The 20,182-nt window shown below is 66.5% G+C and carries 15 protein-coding genes and 1 tRNA gene; 10 read left to right on the forward strand and 6 right to left on the reverse strand.

From position 1 onward, the window contains the following. The first annotated feature begins 51 nt into the window (after positions 1 to 51). The gene (locus tag AC5RWA_RS07170) at positions 52 to 2,013 is read left to right on the forward strand and encodes an FAD/NAD(P)-binding protein (protein ID WP_494057062.1); all 1,962 of its coding nucleotides are present in this window, start codon (positions 52 to 54) and stop codon (positions 2,011 to 2,013) included. Positions 2,014 to 2,286: 273 nt separating this feature from the next. Here the strand turns inward: AC5RWA_RS07170 and AC5RWA_RS07175 are convergent, their stop codons facing one another. Continuing rightward, complete coding sequence (locus tag AC5RWA_RS07175) at positions 2,287 to 6,816, reverse strand: ExeM/NucH family extracellular endonuclease (protein ID WP_494057063.1); 4,530 nt, start codon at positions 6,814 to 6,816, stop codon at positions 2,287 to 2,289. 478 nt (positions 6,817 to 7,294) lie between these two features. Beyond that, positions 7,295 to 7,382 (reverse strand) — tRNA-Ser (locus tag AC5RWA_RS07180). Between the two features lie 107 nt (positions 7,383 to 7,489). On the opposite strand from AC5RWA_RS07180, the gene AC5RWA_RS07185 reads away from it, so the two are divergent. The 9 genes from AC5RWA_RS07185 (at position 7,490) to AC5RWA_RS07225 (ending at position 17,572) form a co-directional block, all read left to right on the forward strand. Beyond that, a complete protein-coding gene (locus AC5RWA_RS07185; RefSeq protein WP_079598297.1) occupies positions 7,490 to 8,473 on the forward strand; it encodes an NAD(P)H-quinone oxidoreductase in 984 nt (327 codons plus the stop codon). Between the two features lie 117 nt (positions 8,474 to 8,590). Then, positions 8,591 to 9,199 (forward strand): PadR family transcriptional regulator, encoded by a 609-nt coding sequence (locus tag AC5RWA_RS07190; protein ID WP_115525930.1) that lies wholly within the window; start codon positions 8,591 to 8,593, stop codon positions 9,197 to 9,199. After that, the gene (locus tag AC5RWA_RS07195) at positions 9,196 to 9,933 is read left to right on the forward strand and encodes an ABC transporter ATP-binding protein (protein WP_079598295.1); all 738 of its coding nucleotides are present in this window, start codon (positions 9,196 to 9,198) and stop codon (positions 9,931 to 9,933) included. Before AC5RWA_RS07190 ends, AC5RWA_RS07195 begins: the two co-directional genes overlap by 4 nt. Further along, the gene (locus AC5RWA_RS07200; RefSeq protein WP_494057064.1) at positions 9,933 to 12,797 is read left to right on the forward strand and encodes an ABC transporter permease family protein; all 2,865 of its coding nucleotides are present in this window, start codon (positions 9,933 to 9,935) and stop codon (positions 12,795 to 12,797) included. Before AC5RWA_RS07195 ends, AC5RWA_RS07200 begins: the two co-directional genes overlap by 1 nt. A gap of 153 nt (positions 12,798 to 12,950) precedes the next feature. After that, positions 12,951 to 15,251, forward strand: a complete 2,301-nt coding sequence (locus AC5RWA_RS07205) for a carbon starvation CstA family protein (RefSeq protein ID WP_181884869.1) — start codon at positions 12,951 to 12,953, stop codon at positions 15,249 to 15,251. After that, complete coding sequence (locus tag AC5RWA_RS07210; protein ID WP_494057065.1) at positions 15,251 to 15,454, forward strand: YbdD/YjiX family protein; 204 nt, start codon at positions 15,251 to 15,253, stop codon at positions 15,452 to 15,454. Before AC5RWA_RS07205 ends, AC5RWA_RS07210 begins: the two co-directional genes overlap by 1 nt. A gap of 77 nt (positions 15,455 to 15,531) precedes the next feature. Next, positions 15,532 to 16,158, forward strand: a complete 627-nt coding sequence (locus AC5RWA_RS07215) for a bacterial proteasome activator family protein (RefSeq protein ID WP_494057066.1) — start codon at positions 15,532 to 15,534, stop codon at positions 16,156 to 16,158. A 7-nt stretch (positions 16,159 to 16,165) separates the two neighbouring features. Further along, positions 16,166 to 16,615, forward strand: a complete 450-nt coding sequence (locus AC5RWA_RS07220; protein ID WP_079598339.1) for a hypothetical protein — start codon at positions 16,166 to 16,168, stop codon at positions 16,613 to 16,615. Between the two features lie 111 nt (positions 16,616 to 16,726). Continuing rightward, a complete protein-coding gene (locus AC5RWA_RS07225; RefSeq protein WP_494057067.1) occupies positions 16,727 to 17,572 on the forward strand; it encodes an aldo/keto reductase in 846 nt (281 codons plus the stop codon). A 106-nt stretch (positions 17,573 to 17,678) separates the two neighbouring features. Here the strand turns inward: AC5RWA_RS07225 and AC5RWA_RS07230 are convergent, their stop codons facing one another. The 4 genes from AC5RWA_RS07230 to AC5RWA_RS07245 form a co-directional block, all read right to left on the reverse strand. Further along, positions 17,679 to 17,864, reverse strand: a complete 186-nt coding sequence (locus AC5RWA_RS07230) for a hypothetical protein (RefSeq protein WP_079598291.1) — start codon at positions 17,862 to 17,864, stop codon at positions 17,679 to 17,681. A gap of 38 nt (positions 17,865 to 17,902) precedes the next feature. Next, positions 17,903 to 18,898 carry a hypothetical protein gene (locus tag AC5RWA_RS07235; protein ID WP_258868599.1) on the reverse strand — a complete coding sequence of 332 codons (996 nt, stop codon included), beginning with the start codon at positions 18,896 to 18,898 and terminating at the stop codon, positions 17,903 to 17,905. Between the two features lie 142 nt (positions 18,899 to 19,040). Further along, positions 19,041 to 19,523: a hypothetical protein gene (locus AC5RWA_RS07240; protein ID WP_079598290.1), complete on the reverse strand. Its 483-nt coding sequence runs from the start codon at positions 19,521 to 19,523 to the stop codon at positions 19,041 to 19,043. A 58-nt stretch (positions 19,524 to 19,581) separates the two neighbouring features. Then, on the reverse strand, positions 19,582 to 20,082 hold the full coding sequence (locus AC5RWA_RS07245; protein ID WP_494057068.1) for a phospholipase D-like domain-containing protein: 501 nt from the start codon (positions 20,080 to 20,082) through the stop codon (positions 19,582 to 19,584). Between the last annotated feature and the right edge of the window lie 100 nt (positions 20,083 to 20,182).

Here is a 20,182-nt window from a genome sequence, read left to right on the forward strand (position 1 = left end):
CAAGTCAAGCGTTCGGCGCAGACTTGGTTCACAGCCCGTACTCTGGATGCCGTGGAAATAACGCAGAGCATCCGGACAGCCATCATTGGTGCCGGACCGCGCGGCACCAGCGTACTGGAACGCCTGCTCGCCCACGCCGCCGCACACAACACCGCCGCGTTGAACGCAGCCGGGACGACGGGCGGCGCCATCAGGCTCCACATCGACGTGGTCGACCCCTACCCGGCCGGCTCCGGGCATGTCTGGCAGCCGGAGCAGTCGCGGCTGTTCCTGATGAACACCCAGTCTTTCTACCCCACGCTGATTCCGGAGGACCCGTCACTTCCGGCGCCGGTGGCCGGCACCACCTTTGAGCAGTGGCGTGCCCGGCAGCAGCACCACCCGCTCCCGTTCCTGACAGCGGACGAGCGGGCCGAACTTGCCGTGCTGGGTGCCAACGATTTTCCCAGCCGCGCCCTCTACGGCAGGTACCTTCGCTGCACCCTCGCGGATCTGCTGGACAAAGCGCCCGACGGCGTCACTATCGACTTCCACGAGGCGACCGCCTTGTCGGTGCGCCCCTCAAAGGACGGAACGTTCGACGTCGGCCTGGCCACCGGCGCTACCCTCCGCGCCCATTCAGTGGTCCTGGCGCTTGGCCACATCCCGTCCCGGCTGAACCCGGAACAGCGGGAACTCCAGGCCTCCGCCGGGCAACTGGGCCTGCGGTATCTGCCGCCGGCTGTGCCGGCCGACGTGGACTGGTCACAGATCCCGGCGGGCGAACCGGTCCTGGTCCGCGGCATGGGCCTGAACTTCTTCGACACCATGGTGCAGCTCACCGAGGGCCGCGGCGGAAAGTTCGTCACCAGCGGCGGACGGCTGGAGTATGAACCGTCCGGCCAGGAGCCGCTCATCATCGCTGCGTCGCGGCGCGGAACCCCGTACCGTGCCAAGGCAGCGCTGGAAGGCTACTACCCGCGCTCAGTGACCCTCCGGTACTTCACCGAAGCAGCGCTGGAGCGCTTCCGCAAGGCCGGCATCCGGCCCGGGTTCGACCACGATCTGTGGCCCCTGCTGCACCGCGACACCCTCTGGGCCTACTACTCCACCCTGGTGCGCTCGCAGCCCGGCGCCGTCCCGGATACCGCCGCCTTCCTTGCCGCCCTGGACGAGGCGTTGCATCCCCACGCCCACAGTGCGGCCAACTGGGAGGACAGCGTGGAGAGCGTGCTCGCCATCCACGTGGGGCCCCGGCACCGGCTGGACCTCCCCGGACTCGCGGCGCCGCTGGCAGGGCGTTCCTTTGCGTCGCGCTCAGAACTTGATGCCGCGGTCGTGGAGTACCTGCTGGACGATGCCCGCCGTTCCGCCCTGGGGGAGGACGACCCCGTCAAGATGGCCATCGGCGCCCTCCATCACGGACGGGCTGTCCTCAAGACGGCAGTGGCCGACGGCGGCATCACCGATGAATCGTGGGTGGCCGGCCTGCGTGGCTGGTTCGAGTCCTTCGTTGAAGGCCTGGCCAGCGGGCCGCCGGCGCTGCGCTCAGAGCAGTTGGCGGCCCTGGCCCGTGCCGGAGTTGTCAGCTTTGTGGGCCCGGACCCCAAGTTCGGTGTCGACCGCCGGAACCGGATGTTCACGGCGTCCTCGCCGTGGGTGAGTGGGGCCCCGGTGTCGGCCGCGACTATGGTGGAGGCGCTCGCACCCGGCAACAGGGTCTCGGCCAACGATTCTCCGCTGTTGGAGCAGCTCCTGGCCGACGGCGCGGTCCGGCCCCGGCTCATGATGACGGCGGAAGGCGCGCCGGTGCAGTCCACGGGCCTGGACGTGGTGCCGCACCCGTACCGCCCGGTCGCGGCGAACGGGTCCGTCACCGAGGGCCTGTACGTGCTGGGCCTGCAGCTGTCCTCCACCCAGTGGGGGACCGCCATTGCCGCCGAAGCGGTCCAGCCCGGCGGGCCGGTGTACCGCAGCGGCCAGCGGACACTCCGGGACGCCGACGAGATCGCCGCCGCCATCCTGGGTTCCTGACGTACCACCCGGACGCTCTCTCACGTCCTGCAGCCGAACGCCCAACGCTCTATCACCTCTGGCGCCTAAACCCCCAACGCTCTATCAGCTTTGGCGCTCGAATGCCCAACGCTCCCTCACCTTTGGTGCTTAAATTTCCAACGCTCTATCACCTTTGGCGCCTTAACGGCCAACGCTCTCTCACCGGAGTGAAAGAGCGTTGGGCGAAAACCTGCAATATGTGAGTACGGGGTGGCTGATGCCGGGCGGAAGCCCGGCATCAGCCACCGGCCATTAGCCGCGGAGGCAGGCCTGGTACTGCAGCCAGGCGATTCCGTAGCGGATCCAGCCCAAGACGTCGTACCACCTCGTGGGCTTTTCGGGCGGCGTGCAGACTGGCGGGACGCTGCCGTCTGCAGCCACCTGCACGTCCACGGTAACTGCCGTGCCGGATTCGGCTGCCGTAAGCACCAGCGTGGCCAGGCCGGCGGCCGCTCCTGCGGGAACCGCGAGGCTGACGTCGGCGGTACCCGCAGTGACGGGCACCGTGCCCAGCTGCGTGACAGTACCTGCCGAGTCGGTGAACACGGCCGACAACGCGGTGTTGACCGGGCTGCCGAGCGACGTCAGGTCCAGCTTGGAGACCGTGAGCGCCACGGCTTCACCGGGCTTGACCTCGGTGGGCGTCGTGTTGGTGACCGCCACTGAACGCCGGGCGAAGTCCGGTGAAACGGGACTGGTCTTTTGCAGGTAGCCGATCCAGGCGTCCCGGTCCACCAGTCCTGAGTCACGGGTGTTGGTGCCCTCCGTGAAGATCCGGAAGTTGTCACCGCCGGTTGCAAGGAAGCTGAACGTGCCCACCCGGTAGGACTTCGCCGGATCCAGCAGCTCTCCGTTGACACGAACCGACGTGATGCGGTCACCCGCCGCGCGGGCCGCGTCGTAGGTGTAGTTCACGTTCTTGGACAAGCCCAGCTGGAGGTAGGCGCGGCTGGGAACCGTGCCGTCCGCGTTGGTCTGCCATTGCTGCTCCAGCAACGTCTTGAACTGGGCTCCCGTCAAGGACGTGGTCCACAGGTTATTGACGAACGGAAGCACCGCGTTGGCTTCGGCGTAGGTGATGGTGCCGTCAGGTGCGTAATAGAGCTCGTTCCGCAGCCCGCCCGGGTTGACCACGCCGATTTCCGCACCCCCCAGCTCGGTTGGCTTCAGCGAATCCAGCAGGGAGTCGGCCACCAGGTTGCCCAGCGTGGATTCGCTGGCGCGGTCGTCGCGCTTGGCGGCGCCGGTGGCGTCCGTAGTGAAAGCGGTGGTGATGTCCGCAGTGACGGTGCCTACGGGCTGGTTGCCGATGACCGCGGCGTCAGCCAGGGCCTTTTGGACGATCGCGTCCACGGCGGCAACCCGCGGGTAGGCGGCAATGAGGTCGGCAGCGGGGTCGCTGGTGCGCTTGACGTTGCCGGCCTTGTACGCGGTGACATCCTTGGTGGTGGTGTCGACGGTGAGCTGGATCTGCCCCACGTTCTCGCCGTAGTTGCCGGTCTGCACGATGGGGCGTGTCTTGCCTTCACTGCCCGGAACAGGGGCATCCCACGCGTATTCCTTGTGCGTGTGGCCGGTGAAGATGGCGTCCACGTCGGCGGATGTTTCGGTGACCAGTTTGGCGAAGGGGCCGCCGGCAGCGACTTCCTCCTCCAGCGTGGCACCTTCCACAACTCCCGAGCCGGCGCCGTCGTGGTTTTCCACGATGATCACGTCGGCAAGGTTTTCCGCCGTGATCCTGGCGGCCGCGCGGTTGATGGCGTCCACGGGGTCACCGAACTCGAGGTCGGCGACGCCGGCGGGGGTCACCAGCGAGGGGACCTCCTGGGTGACGGTGCCGATCACCGCCACCTTGATGCCGTTCAGTTCCAGCACCGTGAACTCAGGCAGCACGGGCTCCGTGGTGCCCTTCCGGTACACATTGGCTCCCAGATAGGGGAACTTCGCGTTGCTGCCACCCGCGATGACGCGGTCCCGCAGGTCCGCCCAGCCGCCGTCGAACTCGTGGTTGCCCACGGCGGATGCCCGCAGCTCCAGGGCGTTGAGCACGTCGATGGTGGGCTGGTCCTTGGCGACAGCGGAGGCAAACAGCGAGGCACCGATGTTGTCACCGGCCGAAAGGAACGCTGTGGCACCCGGAGCTGCGGCCGCGCGGAGCTTTTCGATCGTTCCTGCGAACTGGACCGTATTGGTATCGATCCGGCCGTGGAAGTCGTTGACGCCCAGGAAATTCAGATCCACCGTGGCAGGCGCAGAAGTCAGGTTCAGGCCGACCACCACCGGATCGTGGTCGCTGGCCCGGAACTGGTCCGGCGCGTAGTAGTTGGTGACGTTGTTGTTGTAGCGGCTGTACTCCAGCGCCACGGACTCCACGGAGTTGATGTTCCAGATGTCCGCACCCGTGACCACGGCATTGGCGGCAGGGGAGGCCAGGATGTGGTCGAGGGAGCCGACCATCCCGCCGAAAAGGTAGGAATGCTTGGCAGAACCGTCGGCGTTGCGCGCCTTGTCGTCCTGGTTGACGTATCCCGCGGATGTGAAGACGTTGATGGGGTCTTCCTTGCCATACGCGTTGAAGTCGCCGATCAGGAACACCTTGTCCGTGCCCTTGGCGGACTGCAGGGAGGTGGCGAAATCCAGCAGTGACCTGGCTTGGGCGGTACGGGCCAGGTTTGAGGCGCCCTGCCCCTTGTCCGTGTCGTCCGGGGTTGCAGCCGATCCCTTGGACTTGAAGTGGTTGGCGATGGCGATGAATTGGGTGCCGGCGCCGCCGCCCACGGGCTTGAACACCTGGGCCAACGGTTTGCGGGCACTTGCGAAGGCAACCGTGTCATTGTGGATGATCGATTCGCCCACCGGTTCGGCCACGGCCTTCTTGTAGATGAAGGCGGTACGGATCATGTCCTCGTCGGCCAGCGGGGGTGCGTTGGCGGGCGAGCGAACGTAGTCCCAGATGCCGGGGGTGGCGGTGTTCAGGGCGTCCACGAGCTTGGACAGGGCATCGTCGCGGTTCTTGCCGAACTGTGCTGAGTTTTCGATTTCCATCAGGGTGACGACATCTGCGCCCGCCTTGGTAATGGCGGACACAATCTTGTCCTGCTGCCGCTGGAAGTTCTCGGCGTTGGCTGCCCCGCGGGCGTCGCAGCCGCCACTGACCGTGATCGGGTTGCCGTCACGGTCCTCGTAGAACGTGCATCCGGCCAGGACGTCGCCCGTGGTGGGGAAAAAGTTGAGCACGTTGAAGGAAGCAATCTTCACATTGCCGCCCACCGCAGCCGGGGCGTCCGTCCGGGTGGCACCGAAGCCCGCCGGCTGGACGGTGGCCTTGTTGGTGCCGGTCAGGTGCGTCAGCGGCTGGAGCTTCCAGGCGTTGTTGGCGTAGCCCAGGACCACGTTGGTGGTGAACGTCGCGGGGGAACCCACGCGGACGGGGTCTTCCGTGGTCAGATACGGCAGGACCGTTGCCTTGGTAGCTGCGTCCCGCAGGAAGTTGGTGCTGGAGCCGTCATCGAGCTTGATGCCGCGGGCGGCGTTTTCGGCCACGACGGCGGCATGCTCCGGCGTGCCGATCGGCGCCACCGCGGTGGGCTGGACCAGGGGAGTGGTGCCTCCTGCCAGGCCGATCTCGCCGTACTGGTTGAGGCTGTAGTTGTCGGTGACGGTCAATGGCCCCTGGGGTGCCAGGAGCATTCCTTCGAGGGATTCCCGGAACGTCTCGTTGGCCGGCAACGTGAAAATGGTCGGCTTCACTTCAGGGGCAGCTTCGGTCAGCATGGCCAGCCCTGCGGCGGCGGTGACATTGAGCTGCGTCATCCCGTAGTACTCGGCCACCGTGCCGGTCACCTGCACGTAGTCACCAATCCGGACGGAGGCCACGGTGGCGGGGGAGTAGACGAAGATGCCGTCCGATGCGGCATGGGTGGTGGCCGGAAGGTCTCCGCCGGTGCCGGCCGTCTGGATGTAGTAGCCGTTCAGCCCGCCGGTGGGGAACGCCGCAGTAACTTTGCCGGTGGTGGTGACAGTGGCGCCCACCAGCGGGCTTCCGGCACCGGTTCCCTGGATGTCGGCGATGGCCTTGATGACCGGATCGGGGGTCGGTTGGGGCGTGGGACCGGGGTCGGGGGCAGTTCCGCCGGAGGGAGTGGGGGTGATGGCGGCGCTGAGTGTGAAGTCTGCAGTGTTGCTGTTGGTGTCCGCTCCGCCGGTCCTGTTGAGGCTCTTGACGTCACTGTTGCCCGCGGGGGCGGCGGCTGCCAGGGTCTCGTAGGTGTTGGACGTGCCATAGCCGAGGAGGTCGGCCACACCGGCGGGCTCCACCTGCGAACCGGTGGAAAGTCCGACGGCGGTTGGCTGCTTTGCGAGGACGAGGGTACCTCCGCTGCCGCTGACGTTGAGGGCGCCCGTCACGAGGTCGGCGGCCGGCAAGTCGGCGCCGGTGGTCCCGTTGCTTCCGCCCTGCACCAGGTAGTGGCCCTTGGCGGGGATGGATCCGGACAGCGGGGCCACACTGGTTGGTGCGGCAGTTCCGGTGGCTGAGCGGTACTGCAACGACCAGCCGTCCAGGGGTACCGCAACGTCAGAAGTGTTGTAGAGCTCCACGAATTTGTTCTTGTACGCGGCGCCGCTGCTGCCGCCGCTGAGGTAGGCCTCGTTGATCACAACAGGCGAGCTGCCTGCCGCGGCTGAGACCTCCGCGGCCGCCGGGACAACTGCCAGGGGAGCTGCGATGAGCCCCGCGGACAGGGCTGTTCCCAGCGCTAGTTTCCAAGGTGTTTGATGCATCCGCTCTTACTTTCATAAGGGTGTCCCGGTGGGGGACCCGATGGAGTGTGTCCGGGTTGTACCGACGGACAAGTGGCCCCGGACCCTGCTCCTGGTCAAGTGGTTTCCGGCACATCACAACAGCGCTGAATGAACGCAGGGTGGATAGAGCGTGCATTCGGTGGGACGTTCCCCAGCGGAACGTGCCGCCCACCGGCCTGGAGCCCCCGTAGCCCGGTTCCGGTGATGCTGCTGGTTTTGGTTTTATGGCCGGCGCCTTCCCCCAAATGTGCCGGTCATCACAAAGAATACCGGCCGGTAGCTTCCAGAAAAGAGGTGCGCCGCGGATAAGTCCAAAGAATTTACGGGGCGGCAACAAGCGGTCTGAAAAGGTGTGGCCGGCCCGGCGGAATCGATGCGCCTCACCCGAGGGGCAAGGCCGGGCTTAAAACAAAGGACCCCTGCCGGCCAGCATGCTGGCGGACAGGGGCCTTCTTTGCGGAAGGTAAGAGATTCGAACTCTTGGTACGGGGTTACCGCACACTAGTTTTCAAGACTAGCTCCTTCGGCCGCTCGGACAACCTTCCTCAACTAGTAGTGTTTCATAGGCACTTGCCTGCAACAAAACAGAGCCCGGAAGGCTGCCGGTGCACACTGGTTGCAGCCAGTATTCAGTCAGGAACGGAAGTGGTCTATGAAAGCCGTCTACATATCGGAACCGGGCGGCCCGGAAGCCCTCGAGGTCCGCGAGGTGGAGGCGCCGGTGCCGGGTCACGGCGAGGTGCTGATCGATGTGGTTGCCGCCGGCCTGAACCGCGCGGATGTGCAGCAGCGGCGGGGCTTTTACCCGCCGCCTCCCGGCGCGTCGGACATACCGGGCCTGGAGGTTTCCGGCCGGATCGCGGGCTTTGGCACGGGGGTTACCAAGGCGTTCTCGCTGGGCGACAAGGTGGTGGCGCTGCTGGCCGGCGGCGGCTATGCGCAGCAGGTGGCGGTCCCGGCAGAGCAGGTGCTGCGTGTGCCCGACGGCGTTGACCTGGTGACGGCCGCTTCGCTGCCGGAGGTTTCCGCCACGGTTTATTCCAACCTGATCATGACGGCCCAGCTGCAGCCGGGTGAGACGGTCCTTATCCACGGTGCAACCGGTGGAATCGGCACCATGGCCATCCAGCTCGCCAAGGCTTTCGGCGCCAAGGTGGCCACCACGGCAGGAACTGATGAAAAAGTCAGCACCGCGAAAGCCTTCCTGGGCGCGGACATTGCCATCAACTACGCCGAGGAGGATTTTCCGGAAAGCCTCCGCCGGCAGAACGGCGGAAAAGGCGCGGACGTGATCCTCGACGTCGTCGGAGCCAAGTACCTCCAGCAGAATGTGGATGCCCTGGCAGACTACGGCCGCCTGGTGGTCATCGGCCTGCAGGGCGGCACCAAGGGGGAACTGGACCTGGGGCAACTCCTGAAGAAGCGCGCCGCAGTGGTGGCCACGGCGCTCCGGCCCCGGCCCGTTGAGGAAAAGGGCGCCATCATGAACGCGGTCAGGGACGCCGTATGGCCGCTGGTCACGGACGGGCGGATCCGCCCGCTGGTGGCGAAGACGTTCCCGCTGGACCAGGTGCAGGCCGCGCACCGTTACTTTGACAGCGGGGACCACGTAGGCAAGATCCTCCTCCTGATGTAGCCAGTAGATACTCAGTATTGTGCTGCGGCGCGGGCTCGGCTAGGCTTCGAGGCATACGCGGTATGCACGGGTCTTGGGGGTCCGTGCATACCGGCGGTAACCAGCCGAAGGAGCAGCATGTCCATCCGTCACAGCCTCCTCGCCCTGTTGCAGGACCAGCCGCGTTACGGCTACCAGCTGCGGGTCGAGTTCGAAAACCGGACCGGGGCCACCTGGCCGCTTAACATCGGTCAGGTGTACACCACGTTGGACCGGCTCGAGCGGGACGGCCTCGTTGCCAAGGAGGGCGACGACGGCGAGGGCCACGTGGTGTACAGCATCACGGCCGCGGGCAAGGCGGAGGTGCAGAGCTGGTTCGCGGCGCCGGTGGAGCGCGCCAACCCGCCGCGGAACGAGCTCGCCATCAAGCTGGCGCTCGCCGTCACCCTCCCGGGGGTGGACGTCCAGTCGATCATCCAGGCACAGCGGGTGGCGTCAATCAGGTCGCTGCAGGACTACACCAAAGCCCGCAGGGACACGGCGGCCAGCCAGCGCAGCGGTGATACGGCTTGGCTGCTGGTCCTTGACTCCCTGATCTTCCAAACGGAAGCGGAGGTCCGCTGGCTGGACCTCTGCGAGGCCCGGATGGTCCAGCAGGCGCAGTCAGCCGGCACGGGTGCGGCACGCAAAACGTCCAACGGGGTCACGGAAGACGCCACCCCGCTCAACGCGGACAGCCGCCGGTGAGCGTCCGGGGGCCGCAGCAGGTCCTGGAACTCGCCAAGGTCAGCAGGACGTTCGGGGAAGGCGCGACGGCGGTGGCCGCGCTTCGGGACGTGGACCTTGCCATCAGCGCTGGCGAGTTTGTTGCGGTTATGGGACCGTCGGGCTCGGGAAAGTCCTCGCTCCTTGCCCTGGCCGGGGGACTGGACCGGCCGACGTCGGGCGCGGTCTTTGTGGAGTCAACCCCCCTGGCCGCGTTGGGTCTCAATGAGCTGGCCCGGCTGCGCCGGCGTGCGGTGGGATACGTTTTCCAGGACTTCAACCTGGTTCCCACGCTGACCGCCGCCGAAAACGTGGCGCTGCCCCTGGAACTGGACGGCACCGCTTCGAAGAAGGCCCAGAGGCAGGCGGCGGATGCCCTCCGCCAGGTGGGAATTCCGGAACTCGCGGACCGCTTCATGGACCAGATGTCCGGTGGCCAGCAGCAGCGGGTGGCCATCGCGCGGGCCGTGGTGGGGAAGCGGCGCCTGATCCTTGCCGACGAGCCAACGGGCGCGCTGGATTCGACCACGGGCCAAGGCGTCATGGAGGTGCTGCGCTCGCGGGCTGACGCAGGGGCCGCCGTTATGCTGGTCACCCACGAGGCGAGGCACGCGGCCTGGGCCGACCGGGTGGTGTTCCTCCGCGACGGGCGGATCGTGGACCAGGCGACCGCCATGCACGATCCTGCACTGCTGCTCTCGCAGGCCGGCCACTGATGCCCCTGGACCTCACTCCGGCGCCGGGAGGGCGCCGGAGCAGTTTCCGGGTTGCCCTTCGGATGGCCCGGCGGGACATCCGGCGGCACCGGGGACGGTCGTTCCTGATCGTGCTGCTGATCATGCTGCCGGTGGCCGGGATGACCGGGGCTGCCACGTTGTACCAGAGCTCGCAGCGCACTCCCGGGGAGATCGTCCGATACGAACTGGGCAACGCGCAGGCCCGGTTCAGTGCCTTGGCGTCAGTCAACGCCGAATCAATCCAGGACCCGCTGAACGACGTCGTGGTGGCATCCAGCACAGGGAACGTGGACCCCGACTTCATCGCCACGCCGCCTGAAGAATTGCTTCCCGAAGGCTACGATGTGCTGCCGATGCGCCAACTGCAGCTCACCACCACCGTTGGGGAAGCGTTGGTGTCGCTGAACGGCGTGCAGGTGGACGCGCTGAATCCCGCGTTCACAGGCAAGTTCACCCTCCTCGATGGCCGCGCTCCCGAATCCAGCCAGGAAGTCCTGGTATCGCGTGGGCTGCTGGAACGCTTCCACTTGCAGCTCGGGGAGGAATTTACGACGTCGGCAGGAATTTTTGTGCCGGTGGGCACCCTTCGTGACGCGGACGCCTCCGACAACAACAGCTTCCTGTACGTTCAGCCCGGGCAAGTGGCGCCTGCTGTCCTGGACCGGGAGCGTGAGCTGCCCCAGTCGGTGTCCTACTACCTGGTGGGACCGGAGCCCGTCAGCTGGCAGCAGGTCCGGGCGGCCAACCGCCAGGGGGTCGCGGTGCTGTCCCGCAGCGTAGTGCTTGATCCACCGCCCCTGGACCAGCGGGTGGTCAGTGGTGCACAGCCCAGGTACGAGTCGACGGAAGCGCTGACCCTCTACGCCTCCTTCGGCCTGCTCGGAGCCCTTGCCCTCCTGGAGGTTGGCCTGCTTGCCGGTGCGGCCTTCGCGGTGGGCGCCAAGAGGCAAGTGCGGGAACTCGCGCTGTTGGCTGCATCGGGGGCTGAGACGCCCACTGTCCGTGCCGTCGTAACGGCGGCCGGCTTGTGGCTCGGTGCCATTGCCGTCATGGCAGGCGCAGGCCTGGGACTCGGGGCGGCAGCCGTCGTCGTACTCTGGGTCCGGTCCACCGGCTCGGCCCGGCTGGCAGGACTGCACCCGGACATACTGCTGACGTCGGTTGCAATGCTCATGGGGCTGGCCGCCTGCATCCTCGCCGCGGTGGCTCCTGCCGGCCAGGTAGCCCGTCAGGCAGTGCTCGGTGCCCTCAAGTCCGGGCGCGCTCCCGCCGGGAACGGAAAGCGGACGAGTATCACGGGGGCGGTGCTGCTGGTGGCGGCCGTTGGGCTGCTGGCAGCCGGCTGGCTGCTGGGCCAGTCAGCGAAGGACCCGGACCGGCAGGCAGAACAGCTTCCACTGGTGGCCACGCTGCTGATCGGCGGGACAGTGCTGGCCGTGGCTGCGCTGGTGCTGCTGACGGGTTGGCTGATCGTCCGCCTGACATCCCGGACGCAATGGTTGTCCCTGCCCCTCAGGATGGCGGCGCGGGACTCGGTTCGAAATCGAGGACGGACCGTCCCGGCGGTGGCGGCGGTGCTTGCCGCCGCCACGCTGGCCAGCGCCGGCCTGGTGCTGTCGGCAACCCAGCAAACCTGGATGCGGGACAACCACTCGTGGAGCGCGCTGGAAAACCAGACCTTCCTGCCGCTGTCCCTGGACCAGCCCTTATCAGCCGATGGGAGCACGCAACCGCCTGTGGAGGTGGATCCAGCCGAGCTTTCTGCCGCCGTGGAGCGCGCCATCGGCACCGTCGCCTGGACCCAGGTCATCACTGCGCCCGCCTACCCACGGAATTGCGGCGACGGGCCACTTCCCAGCCCCGAAACGCCGGCGCGGACAGCAACCTCCAACTGCCTGCAGTATTCACTGGCCAGGCCTGAGGGCAACGAGTGCGCCATGACCCCGCAGCGCCGCATCAAGGATCCGGCCGACTGGCGCTGCCAGGGAGCGCTCGCCCAGTGGTCAGGCTCCCACCGGGCGGTAGTCGTGGGTGGAGCGGATGAGATCAGGGCAGTCCTGGGCAGGGAAGCCGGTCCTGAGGCTTTGGCGGCTCTGGACGCAGGGGGCATGGTGGTCACCAATCCCGTTTTTGTCCGGGACGGCACAACCGTCCTGCTGGGCCAGGACGTGCGCACCTGGAATGAATCGGTGTCGGACCCTTCCCTCACCCACGACACCGTCAGCAGATCCGCGTTGCCTGCAGTGGTTGTGGAACCTGCTGAAGCCGTTCCCTACTACGGGGTCATCTCGCCGGAGACGGCGGAACGGTTGGACCTGCGGGCTGAACCGGCCGAGCTGCTGGTCCAGCTGGACCGGCGGCCGTCAGCCGCCGAAGCTGACGCGGCGGCCGCGGCGGTGGCAGCTGTTTACAAGCAGCCAGGTGCCGGGTTCTGGGCGGAGCCGGGAGTCTCACAGGACAACCAGTGGATGTTCTGGTTGATCGTGGCTGCCAGCGCAGTGATAACTCTCAGCGCCGCCGGCATCACCACCGGCCTGGCACTGGCTGACGCCCGGAACGACCATGTGACCCTTGCCGGAGTGGGGGCCTCACCCCGTCTTCGGAAGGGGCTCGCTGCGGCGCAGGCACTGCTCACTTCCGGTCTTGGGGCCGCTCTCGGTACCATCGCCGGGGCGGTGCCTGCGGTGCTTATTGTGGCCTCGACGGATATGCGGACAGCCGTGGAGATCCCCTGGCTGCACCTGCTGGCGCTCGTGCTGGCCGTCCCGCTCACGGGATCGGCGCTCGCGTGGATCTGTACGCGGGCTGTGCTCCCGATGTCCCGCCGAGGGCTGGTTGGTTAGGGCAGAACCACACACCGGCGGGGTCGTTCGGCGCCCCGTGGCTGCCGTTCGCCGCACCGGCCGGCGGCGGGCGGCGCAACCCATCCCCATCTGCAACCGGCGTTGGTAAGGTGCCTTAGTAAGGGGAGACCTGCACCCACTCAAGGAGGAGACATGGCCGGAACGCCTGATGATCGGAACGGTTCATTCCGGAGGGAGGGTGCTGTGGCCACAGATCAGGCCCTTCCCCCTGCTGCCGTGGATGAGAATGCCCGGGAGGCAGAGGAGAGGAAGTGGACGCCCGGCAAAATCGCCTTGTGGGCAGCCATCGCCCTGCTCGGCGGCGTGGCGTGGTTCATGCTCGCCATCATCCGCGGGGAGACCGTCAATGCGATCTGGTTCGTGTTCGCATCGGTGTGCACCTACCTGATCGGCTACCGTTTCTATTCCAAGGTGATCGAGCGGTACATCACCCGGCCGGATGACCGCCGGGCCACCCCCGCCGAGTACAAGGCCGACGGCAAGGATTATGTCCGGACGGACCGCAACGTCCTGTTCGGCCACCACTTTGCCGCCATCGCCGGCGCCGGGCCCCTGGTTGGCCCCGTGCTTGCAGCCCAGATGGGCTACCTTCCCGGCACCATCTGGATCATCATCGGCGTCGTTCTCGCCGGCGCCGTTCAGGACTACCTGGTGATGTTCTTCTCGATGCGCCGCGGCGGACGTTCCCTGGGCCAGATGGCCCGTGAGGAACTCGGCGTCATCGGCGGCACAGCGGCCCTCATCGCCACCCTGCTCATCATGGTGATCATCGTCGCCATCCTCGCGCTCGTCGTCGTCAATGCCCTGGGTGAAAGCCCGTGGGGCGTGTTCTCCGTCAGCCTGACCATCCCCATCGCCCTGTTCATGGGCATCTACCTTCGCTACCTCCGGCCCGGCAAGGTGATGGAGGTTTCACTGATCGGTTTCGTGCTGCTGATGGCGGCCATCATCGGCGGCGGCATCGTGGCAGAAACCCCGTGGGGCGCGGACATCTTCAGCCTGGACAAGGTGACCATCGCCTGGGGCCTGATCGTGTACGGCTTCATCGCCGCGATCCTGCCCGTGTGGCTGCTCCTGGCACCCCGGGACTACCTCTCCACATTCATGAAAATCGGCGTGATCGTGATGCTCGCGCTGGCCATCATCGTTGTCCGCCCGGAAATCACCGTGCCGGCCTTCAGCGAATTCGCCAGCAGGGACAACGGGCCGGTGTTCCCCGGATCCCTCTTCCCCTTCCTCTTCGTCACCATTGCCTGTGGCGCGCTGTCCGGCTTCCACGCCCTCATCTCCTCCGGCACCACGCCAAAACTCGTGGAGAAGGAACGCCAGACGCGCTTCATCGGCTACGGCGGAATGCTGATGGAATCGTTCGTGGCCATCATGGCCCTGGTTGCCGCCATCTCGATTGACCGTGGCCTGTACTTCGCCATGAACTCGCCCACCGCACTGACGGGCGGAACAGTGGAAACGGCCGCCACGTGGGTCAACAGCCTGGGCCTGAGCGGCGTGAACCTCACTCCGGAATTCCTGTCCCAGACGGCAGCCAACGTGGGCGAGGAAAGCATCGTCTCGCGCACCGGTGGCGCTCCCACCCTCGCTGTTGGCCTCGCGCACATCATGCAGCAGTTCATTGGCGGCACCGCCATGATGGCGTTCTGGTACCACTTCGCCATCATGTTCGAAGCCCTGTTCATCCTGACGGCAGTGGACGCCGGCACGCGCGTGGCGCGGTTCATGCTGCAGGACTCCATCGGCAACTTCGTCCCCAAGTTCAAGGAAGCCTCCTGGCGGCCCGGAGCCTGGCTCTGCACGGCGATCATGGTGGGTGCCTGGGGCGCGGTGCTGCTGATGGGCGTGACCGATCCGCTGGGCGGCATCAATACACTGTTCCCGCTGTTCGGCATCGCCAACCAGCTGCTGGCGGCCATCGCCCTGTCCGTGTGCCTGGCCATCGCAGCCAAGCGCGGAACCTTCAAATACCTGTGGATCGTCGCGCTGCCGCTGGCCTTCGCCGCGGTGGTCACCATCACCGCGAGCTACCAGAAGATCTTCTCCCCGACCCCCGCCGTAGGCTACTTCGCCAACAACGCCGCCTTCAGCAAGGCCCTTGCCGAGGGGAAGACCGAGTTCGGCAGCGCCAAGACCGTAGTGGCCATGGAGGCCGTGGTTCGCAATACCGCCATCCAGGGCTGGCTCTCGGTGATCTTCGTGGTCCTGAGCATCATTGTCATTGCGACGGCGTTGCTCGCCACCGTCCGGGCGTTCCGGAACAGGGCGGCCGGCGTTCCCACCAAGGACAACGAAGACCCGGCCCTCCCGTCGCGCGTCTTCGCTCCCGCCGGGCTCATTCCCACCCGTGCCGAGCGTGAGCTGCTGGCGGAATGGGAAAAGGTTCCCGCCAACCTGCGCTTCGAGCGGGCAGGACACCACTGATGAGCACCGGACTTGCAGCGCTCTCCAACGGGTTCAAGGGGTTCGCACGATATATGGGGGGTGTCATGGGTGCCGACGCCTACACCAAATACCTCGAACACCACAAGGAGGCCGGCCACAAGGAACCGCCACTCAGTGAGCGGGAGTTCTGGCGCGACCGGACGGACCGCCAGGACGCCAACCCGCAGGGCAGGTGCTGCTGATTGGGCCCGCAGCGGACAACCGTCAGGCGGCTTCATCGAGTGGCGTTCGGACGGATTCCACGTGAGAGTATGAACCCATGAGCGATCCGAAAGACACTCAGGCACCTGAGGACCTCCCGGTAGAAGGCACCACCATCGACGACAGCCAGCCGCCGGTGCCGGCGACCCAGCCGGACGGCACCAAGCCCAAGGGCAGCAGCCTGCAGGACCTGGTGGACGAACCAGCCAAGGTAATGCGGATCGGCACCATGATCCGGCAGCTCCTGGAGGAAGTGAAGTCCGCCCCGCTGGATGACGCAGCCCGGGGCAGGCTGGCCGAAATCCATGAGCGCTCCATCAAGGAGCTGGAAGACGGGCTGGCGCCCGAGCTGGTGGAGGAACTGGACCGGATCAGCCTTCCCTTCTCGGACGAGGCCACACCCTCCGACGCAGAGCTTCGCATTGCGCAGGCGCAGCTGGTGGGCTGGCTGGAAGGGCTGTTCCACGGCATCCAGACAGCCATCGCAGCCCAGCACGCAGCCCGGGAACACGCGGCAGCGCAGATGCAGTTGCGCCAGCTTCCGCCGGGCACAATGATCGCCCCGGGCGTGGTGATCGGCGAGAACGGCGAGCCCCAGCGCGCGCCCGCCGGTCCCCGCCCAGGCGCTCCGGGACGCCCGGGGCAGCAGAACGACCCGGACCACGGTCCCGGACAGTATCTGTAGGTTGCGCTTGGGCTTTTTCAGCGCTGCCAGGCAGGGGCGCAAGGACGACGCGGAACTGGGGAAGGGGTTGTGGCGCCGGGCGCACGACCGCTTCCATCGGGGACTGGACCGCTTCCACCAGGTGCTCGAAGGCGTGGAGGACGACCAGCTGTACGAGGAGCTGGTGGAGATCGCCAACGAACTGGCCGCGCTCCTGGACCGGGTGAGGGCTGTCTGCGTGGAAGCGCAGCGCCGCTCACCCAGCGAGGGGCTGGACATCCCGGCTGCCCTTTCCGGCGTTCACCGGGCCTTGTCCAAGGCGGGCAATTCGCTGGCCACCACCGCTGAAGCGGCGGCAATGCTGCGCCTCGCCGTCGGGCCCGTGCCGGTAGGGGCCGCGTCCGTGCGCCGCCGTGCGGAGGCCGTTTACCAGCAGGTGTCCGACGCCGAGAGGCACCTTCATGAAGAAGCCTCCTAGCTGCACCGGCCGGAATATTCCCTGTTAAGCCGGGAAATTCCCCGTTAAGCGTGCGGCTTAGCGGGACCCGAATGCCCCGGCGCAGGGTGGATTGTTTGGCAGGATAATTCCATGACTTCTTCACCTACACTGACTTTCAATGACGGAAACACGATTCCCCAGCTCGGCTACGGCGTGTGGCAGGTTGAGGACGGAGTGGCTGAAAAGGTAGTCCGCCAGGCGTTTGAAGCCGGCTTCCGCCACATCGATACCGCAAAGATCTACGGCAACGAAGCGGGAGTGGGCCGTGCCATCGCCAGCTCCGGCCTGTCCCCGGAGCAGATCTTCATCACCACCAAACTGTGGAACTCGGACCAGGGCTACGAGTCCACCCTGGCTGCCTTCGAGGAATCGATGGACAGGCTTGGCCTGGAGACCCTGGACCTGTACCTCATCCACTGGATGCAGCCCAAGCAGGACAAGTACGTGGACACCTGGAAGGCGCTGATCGAACTCCAGAAGCGCGGCCGGGTCAAGTCCATCGGCGTTTCCAACTTCACCGTGGAAGGCCTGCAGCGTTTGATCGATGAAACAGGTGTCGTCCCGGCCATCCACCAGATCGAGCTGCACCCGTACTTCAGCCAGCGTGAGCTGCGCGAATTCGGGGCCTCGAAGGGCATCCTGACGCAGGCGTGGTCGCCGCTGGGGCAGGGCGGTGAGCTGCTTGAGGACGCAACGGTGGCGCGAATCGCCGCCAAGCACCAGGCCACCCCCGCCCAGGTGGTCATCGCCTGGCACCTCGCCATCGGCAACGTGGTGATCCCCAAGTCAGTCACCGAGTCACGGATCCGTGAAAACTTCGCGGCGCTGGAGGTCTCCCTGGACGCCGAGGACGTTGAGGCCATCAACGCCCTGGACCGCACCGGTAACGGTGAAGGCCGCATCGGCCCGGACCCGGCGGTTTCCGACTTCGCGTAGGCGACGTCCCTGCAATAGGGCACCGTTGCAATAAGCGGTATGGACCCGCACTGCCTGATTCGGGCAGTGCGGGTTCCTGCTTTAAGCCGTAACCTCCCGGGGACGGTCAGGCAGCGATCTTGATGTGCTCCACGCTGACAGTATCGATGACAGCCCAGCTGTCCTCGCCGGAGCAGTGCCTGTTGGCGAACCGCTGCGCCTCTGCCAGGGTGTCGAAAATTTCAGCCCTGGACCGGCCGCAGTCGGCATCGAAGTAGGTGACGTGAAATTCCTGTACGGGTTGGTTTTCCATAAATCCAGTGTGCAAGAGGGGTCTGACAATTCCCGGAATCAGCCCCGCGTGTTGCCCAGCCGGAGGACCCGCTCCTGCGCCAGCATGGCCGTCCGCCCGGCTTTGTCCGCTGCCCGTGCAGCCTGCTTTGCCTCGGCAGCCGTGGTGGTGAGCCGCCTGCGGGAGCGCTCCAGCTCTTCCTCCGCGGCCTTCAACCGGTCACGGAGTTCGGCTGTTTCCCGCTGCAGGGCGGCAATGTCCGTCCTGGTTTGTTCCGCCTGCTCCTGCAGTTCCCGGGCCAGTTCGTTCGTCCTGGCCTCCTCCTCCCGGGCTTCCGCCAGGGCTGCCTGGGCCTTTTCCAGCGCCGGCGGGGACGCCGGCCGGGGCGTCTGCCGGACTGCCTCAAGCCGCGGTTTGGTTGCCTTGGGCTGGGAGGGGCGCTCCGCCGTCGTGCGTTGCTTCTTGTCGGCTGTCGGTGCCGGTTTCCGGGCCGGGGTCGCGGCCGGGGGAGCGTCCGGCGGGGCAGCAGGAAGCGCCCCGGGAACCGCCACCGCCCCTTCGAGGTCGGCGGCGCCCACGCCATCCGCCGACAGAGTCTTCACAAGGCGCCCGCTTCGGACGGCAGCCGCGGCCCCTGCGTCGGCCGTCAGGGCCCGAAGGGTTTCTTCGACATCCCCGGCAATGGTTTCGCTGATGGCGCGTCCCTGCTGCTGGACCACCGATTTGGCGGTGTCGACGGCGGCGGCCAGCATGGTGCGGCGCTCCCGGCCCAGTTCGCGGAGCGACGGTGCGTCGAGTGCGGCCTGCGCGGCGCGCATCCGGGAGCCGAGGTCAGCCAGTCCGTCGAGGACCTCGGGCTGGTGCAGGGCGAGCATGTTCACGGCCCAGGCCGCAACCGACGGCTTGGGAAGCCCTTTGACGGCGGCGCCCAGCTCTTTGTCCTTCCCGGCGGCTTCCTTTGCTGCAGCCGTCCGGGCCGCCACAAAGTCCTCCAAAGGCGCGGCGTACAGCCCGTTCGCGATGTCTGCCAGGGCCTGCTCTTCCATGTTCGCCATCTTAGGCGGCACCTTCATCAGTTGCCGTTTCGCCAGGCCCTGCCGGCCCGCCAGGCAGTCCTCCGGCCCGGCCTTCTGCCCCTTGCTGCGCCGAAGGCCCATCCAAATGGTGTTGGACGGGCCTTCGCCTGGTCACAGCCAATCAGCTGGTGGTGCAGGAGCCGGTGCTGTGGTTGTAGCCGCCGGAGACGTTCGCCTCCACGAAGTTGGTATCCAGGACGCAGGTCAACCCATCCGAGTAGGACAGAACGTCTGAACCATCAACCCGCGTCACCTGGGGGTCGAGGTAGTAGATGCCATCCGGCACCTCGACCGACGACGTGTAAACGACAAGGTACCTGCGCGTCCCCTCAGACGTGTGCGACCCGCCCGGGTACGTGGTGGCATCTGAATACTCGCGGTAGCCCTGGAATATCGTGATCCCCGACGGTGTATGGACTTCGATACGGCGTTCGGTCATGGCGCTGCATGTTGTTACCTCAGGTGCCAGCTCGGTGCACGTATCACGGATTGTGAATGTGGTGCCCTCGGTGCTGGCCGCCGTGGCCGGCGCGGCCACGGCGCCCATCAATGCGGCTGCTGCTGCCCCGCAGGCCGAGAGCCGGAGCATGGTTTTTGCAGGCATGAGATCCCCCAGTTTTTTCAGTGCGGCCCCAGCGGCCGCCCGCGTAGCCTAGCAGCCACTAGAACCGGGTGGTGCCGCGCAGCCGGCGGGGGCGCCCGTCCGGGTCCACGAAGAAGCGGTTTGCAGGCTCCGCCCAGAGACGCTGAAGTCGCGGCACGGGTTTGGTGGTGTGGTGCCGCACATGCCCGTTGGGACGGGGCTGGCGGCGGCCGGCTTCGTGCCAACCGTCAAGGGCGTCCGCGGCGGCGTTCCACAGTTTGAGCCCATCCTCCGGGGCATGGAGCTGCGGGTCGTTCTGGTCCAGGCCAAGGTGTTCAGCCCAGAGCTGGCGCCGGAGCGCGTAGGCCAGCGGCCGGGAAGCGCCGGGGTCCGCGCCTGTGGCGGGCGCATCCCGGCCAGGGGCAGAGGTGTCGATGACGGCGCAGGTGAGCTCACTGTCGGTGGTCCAGGACCGGCGGTTGAAGTTGTCCGATCCGCAGGTGAACCAGGTGTCGTCGATGATGCAGATTTTGGCATGGATATAGATTGGGGTTCCGGCTCTGTTTTCCAGATTGAACACGCCTGTAAGCGGCAACTTTAAACTGACCGGAGACGGCAAAACTGATTGACCGTTCGCGGCAGTGGTTTTGACCATTGGCGGCAAGCATTTTTGGACAGCA

This window comes from Arthrobacter sp. 210 2, assembly GCF_059093025.1.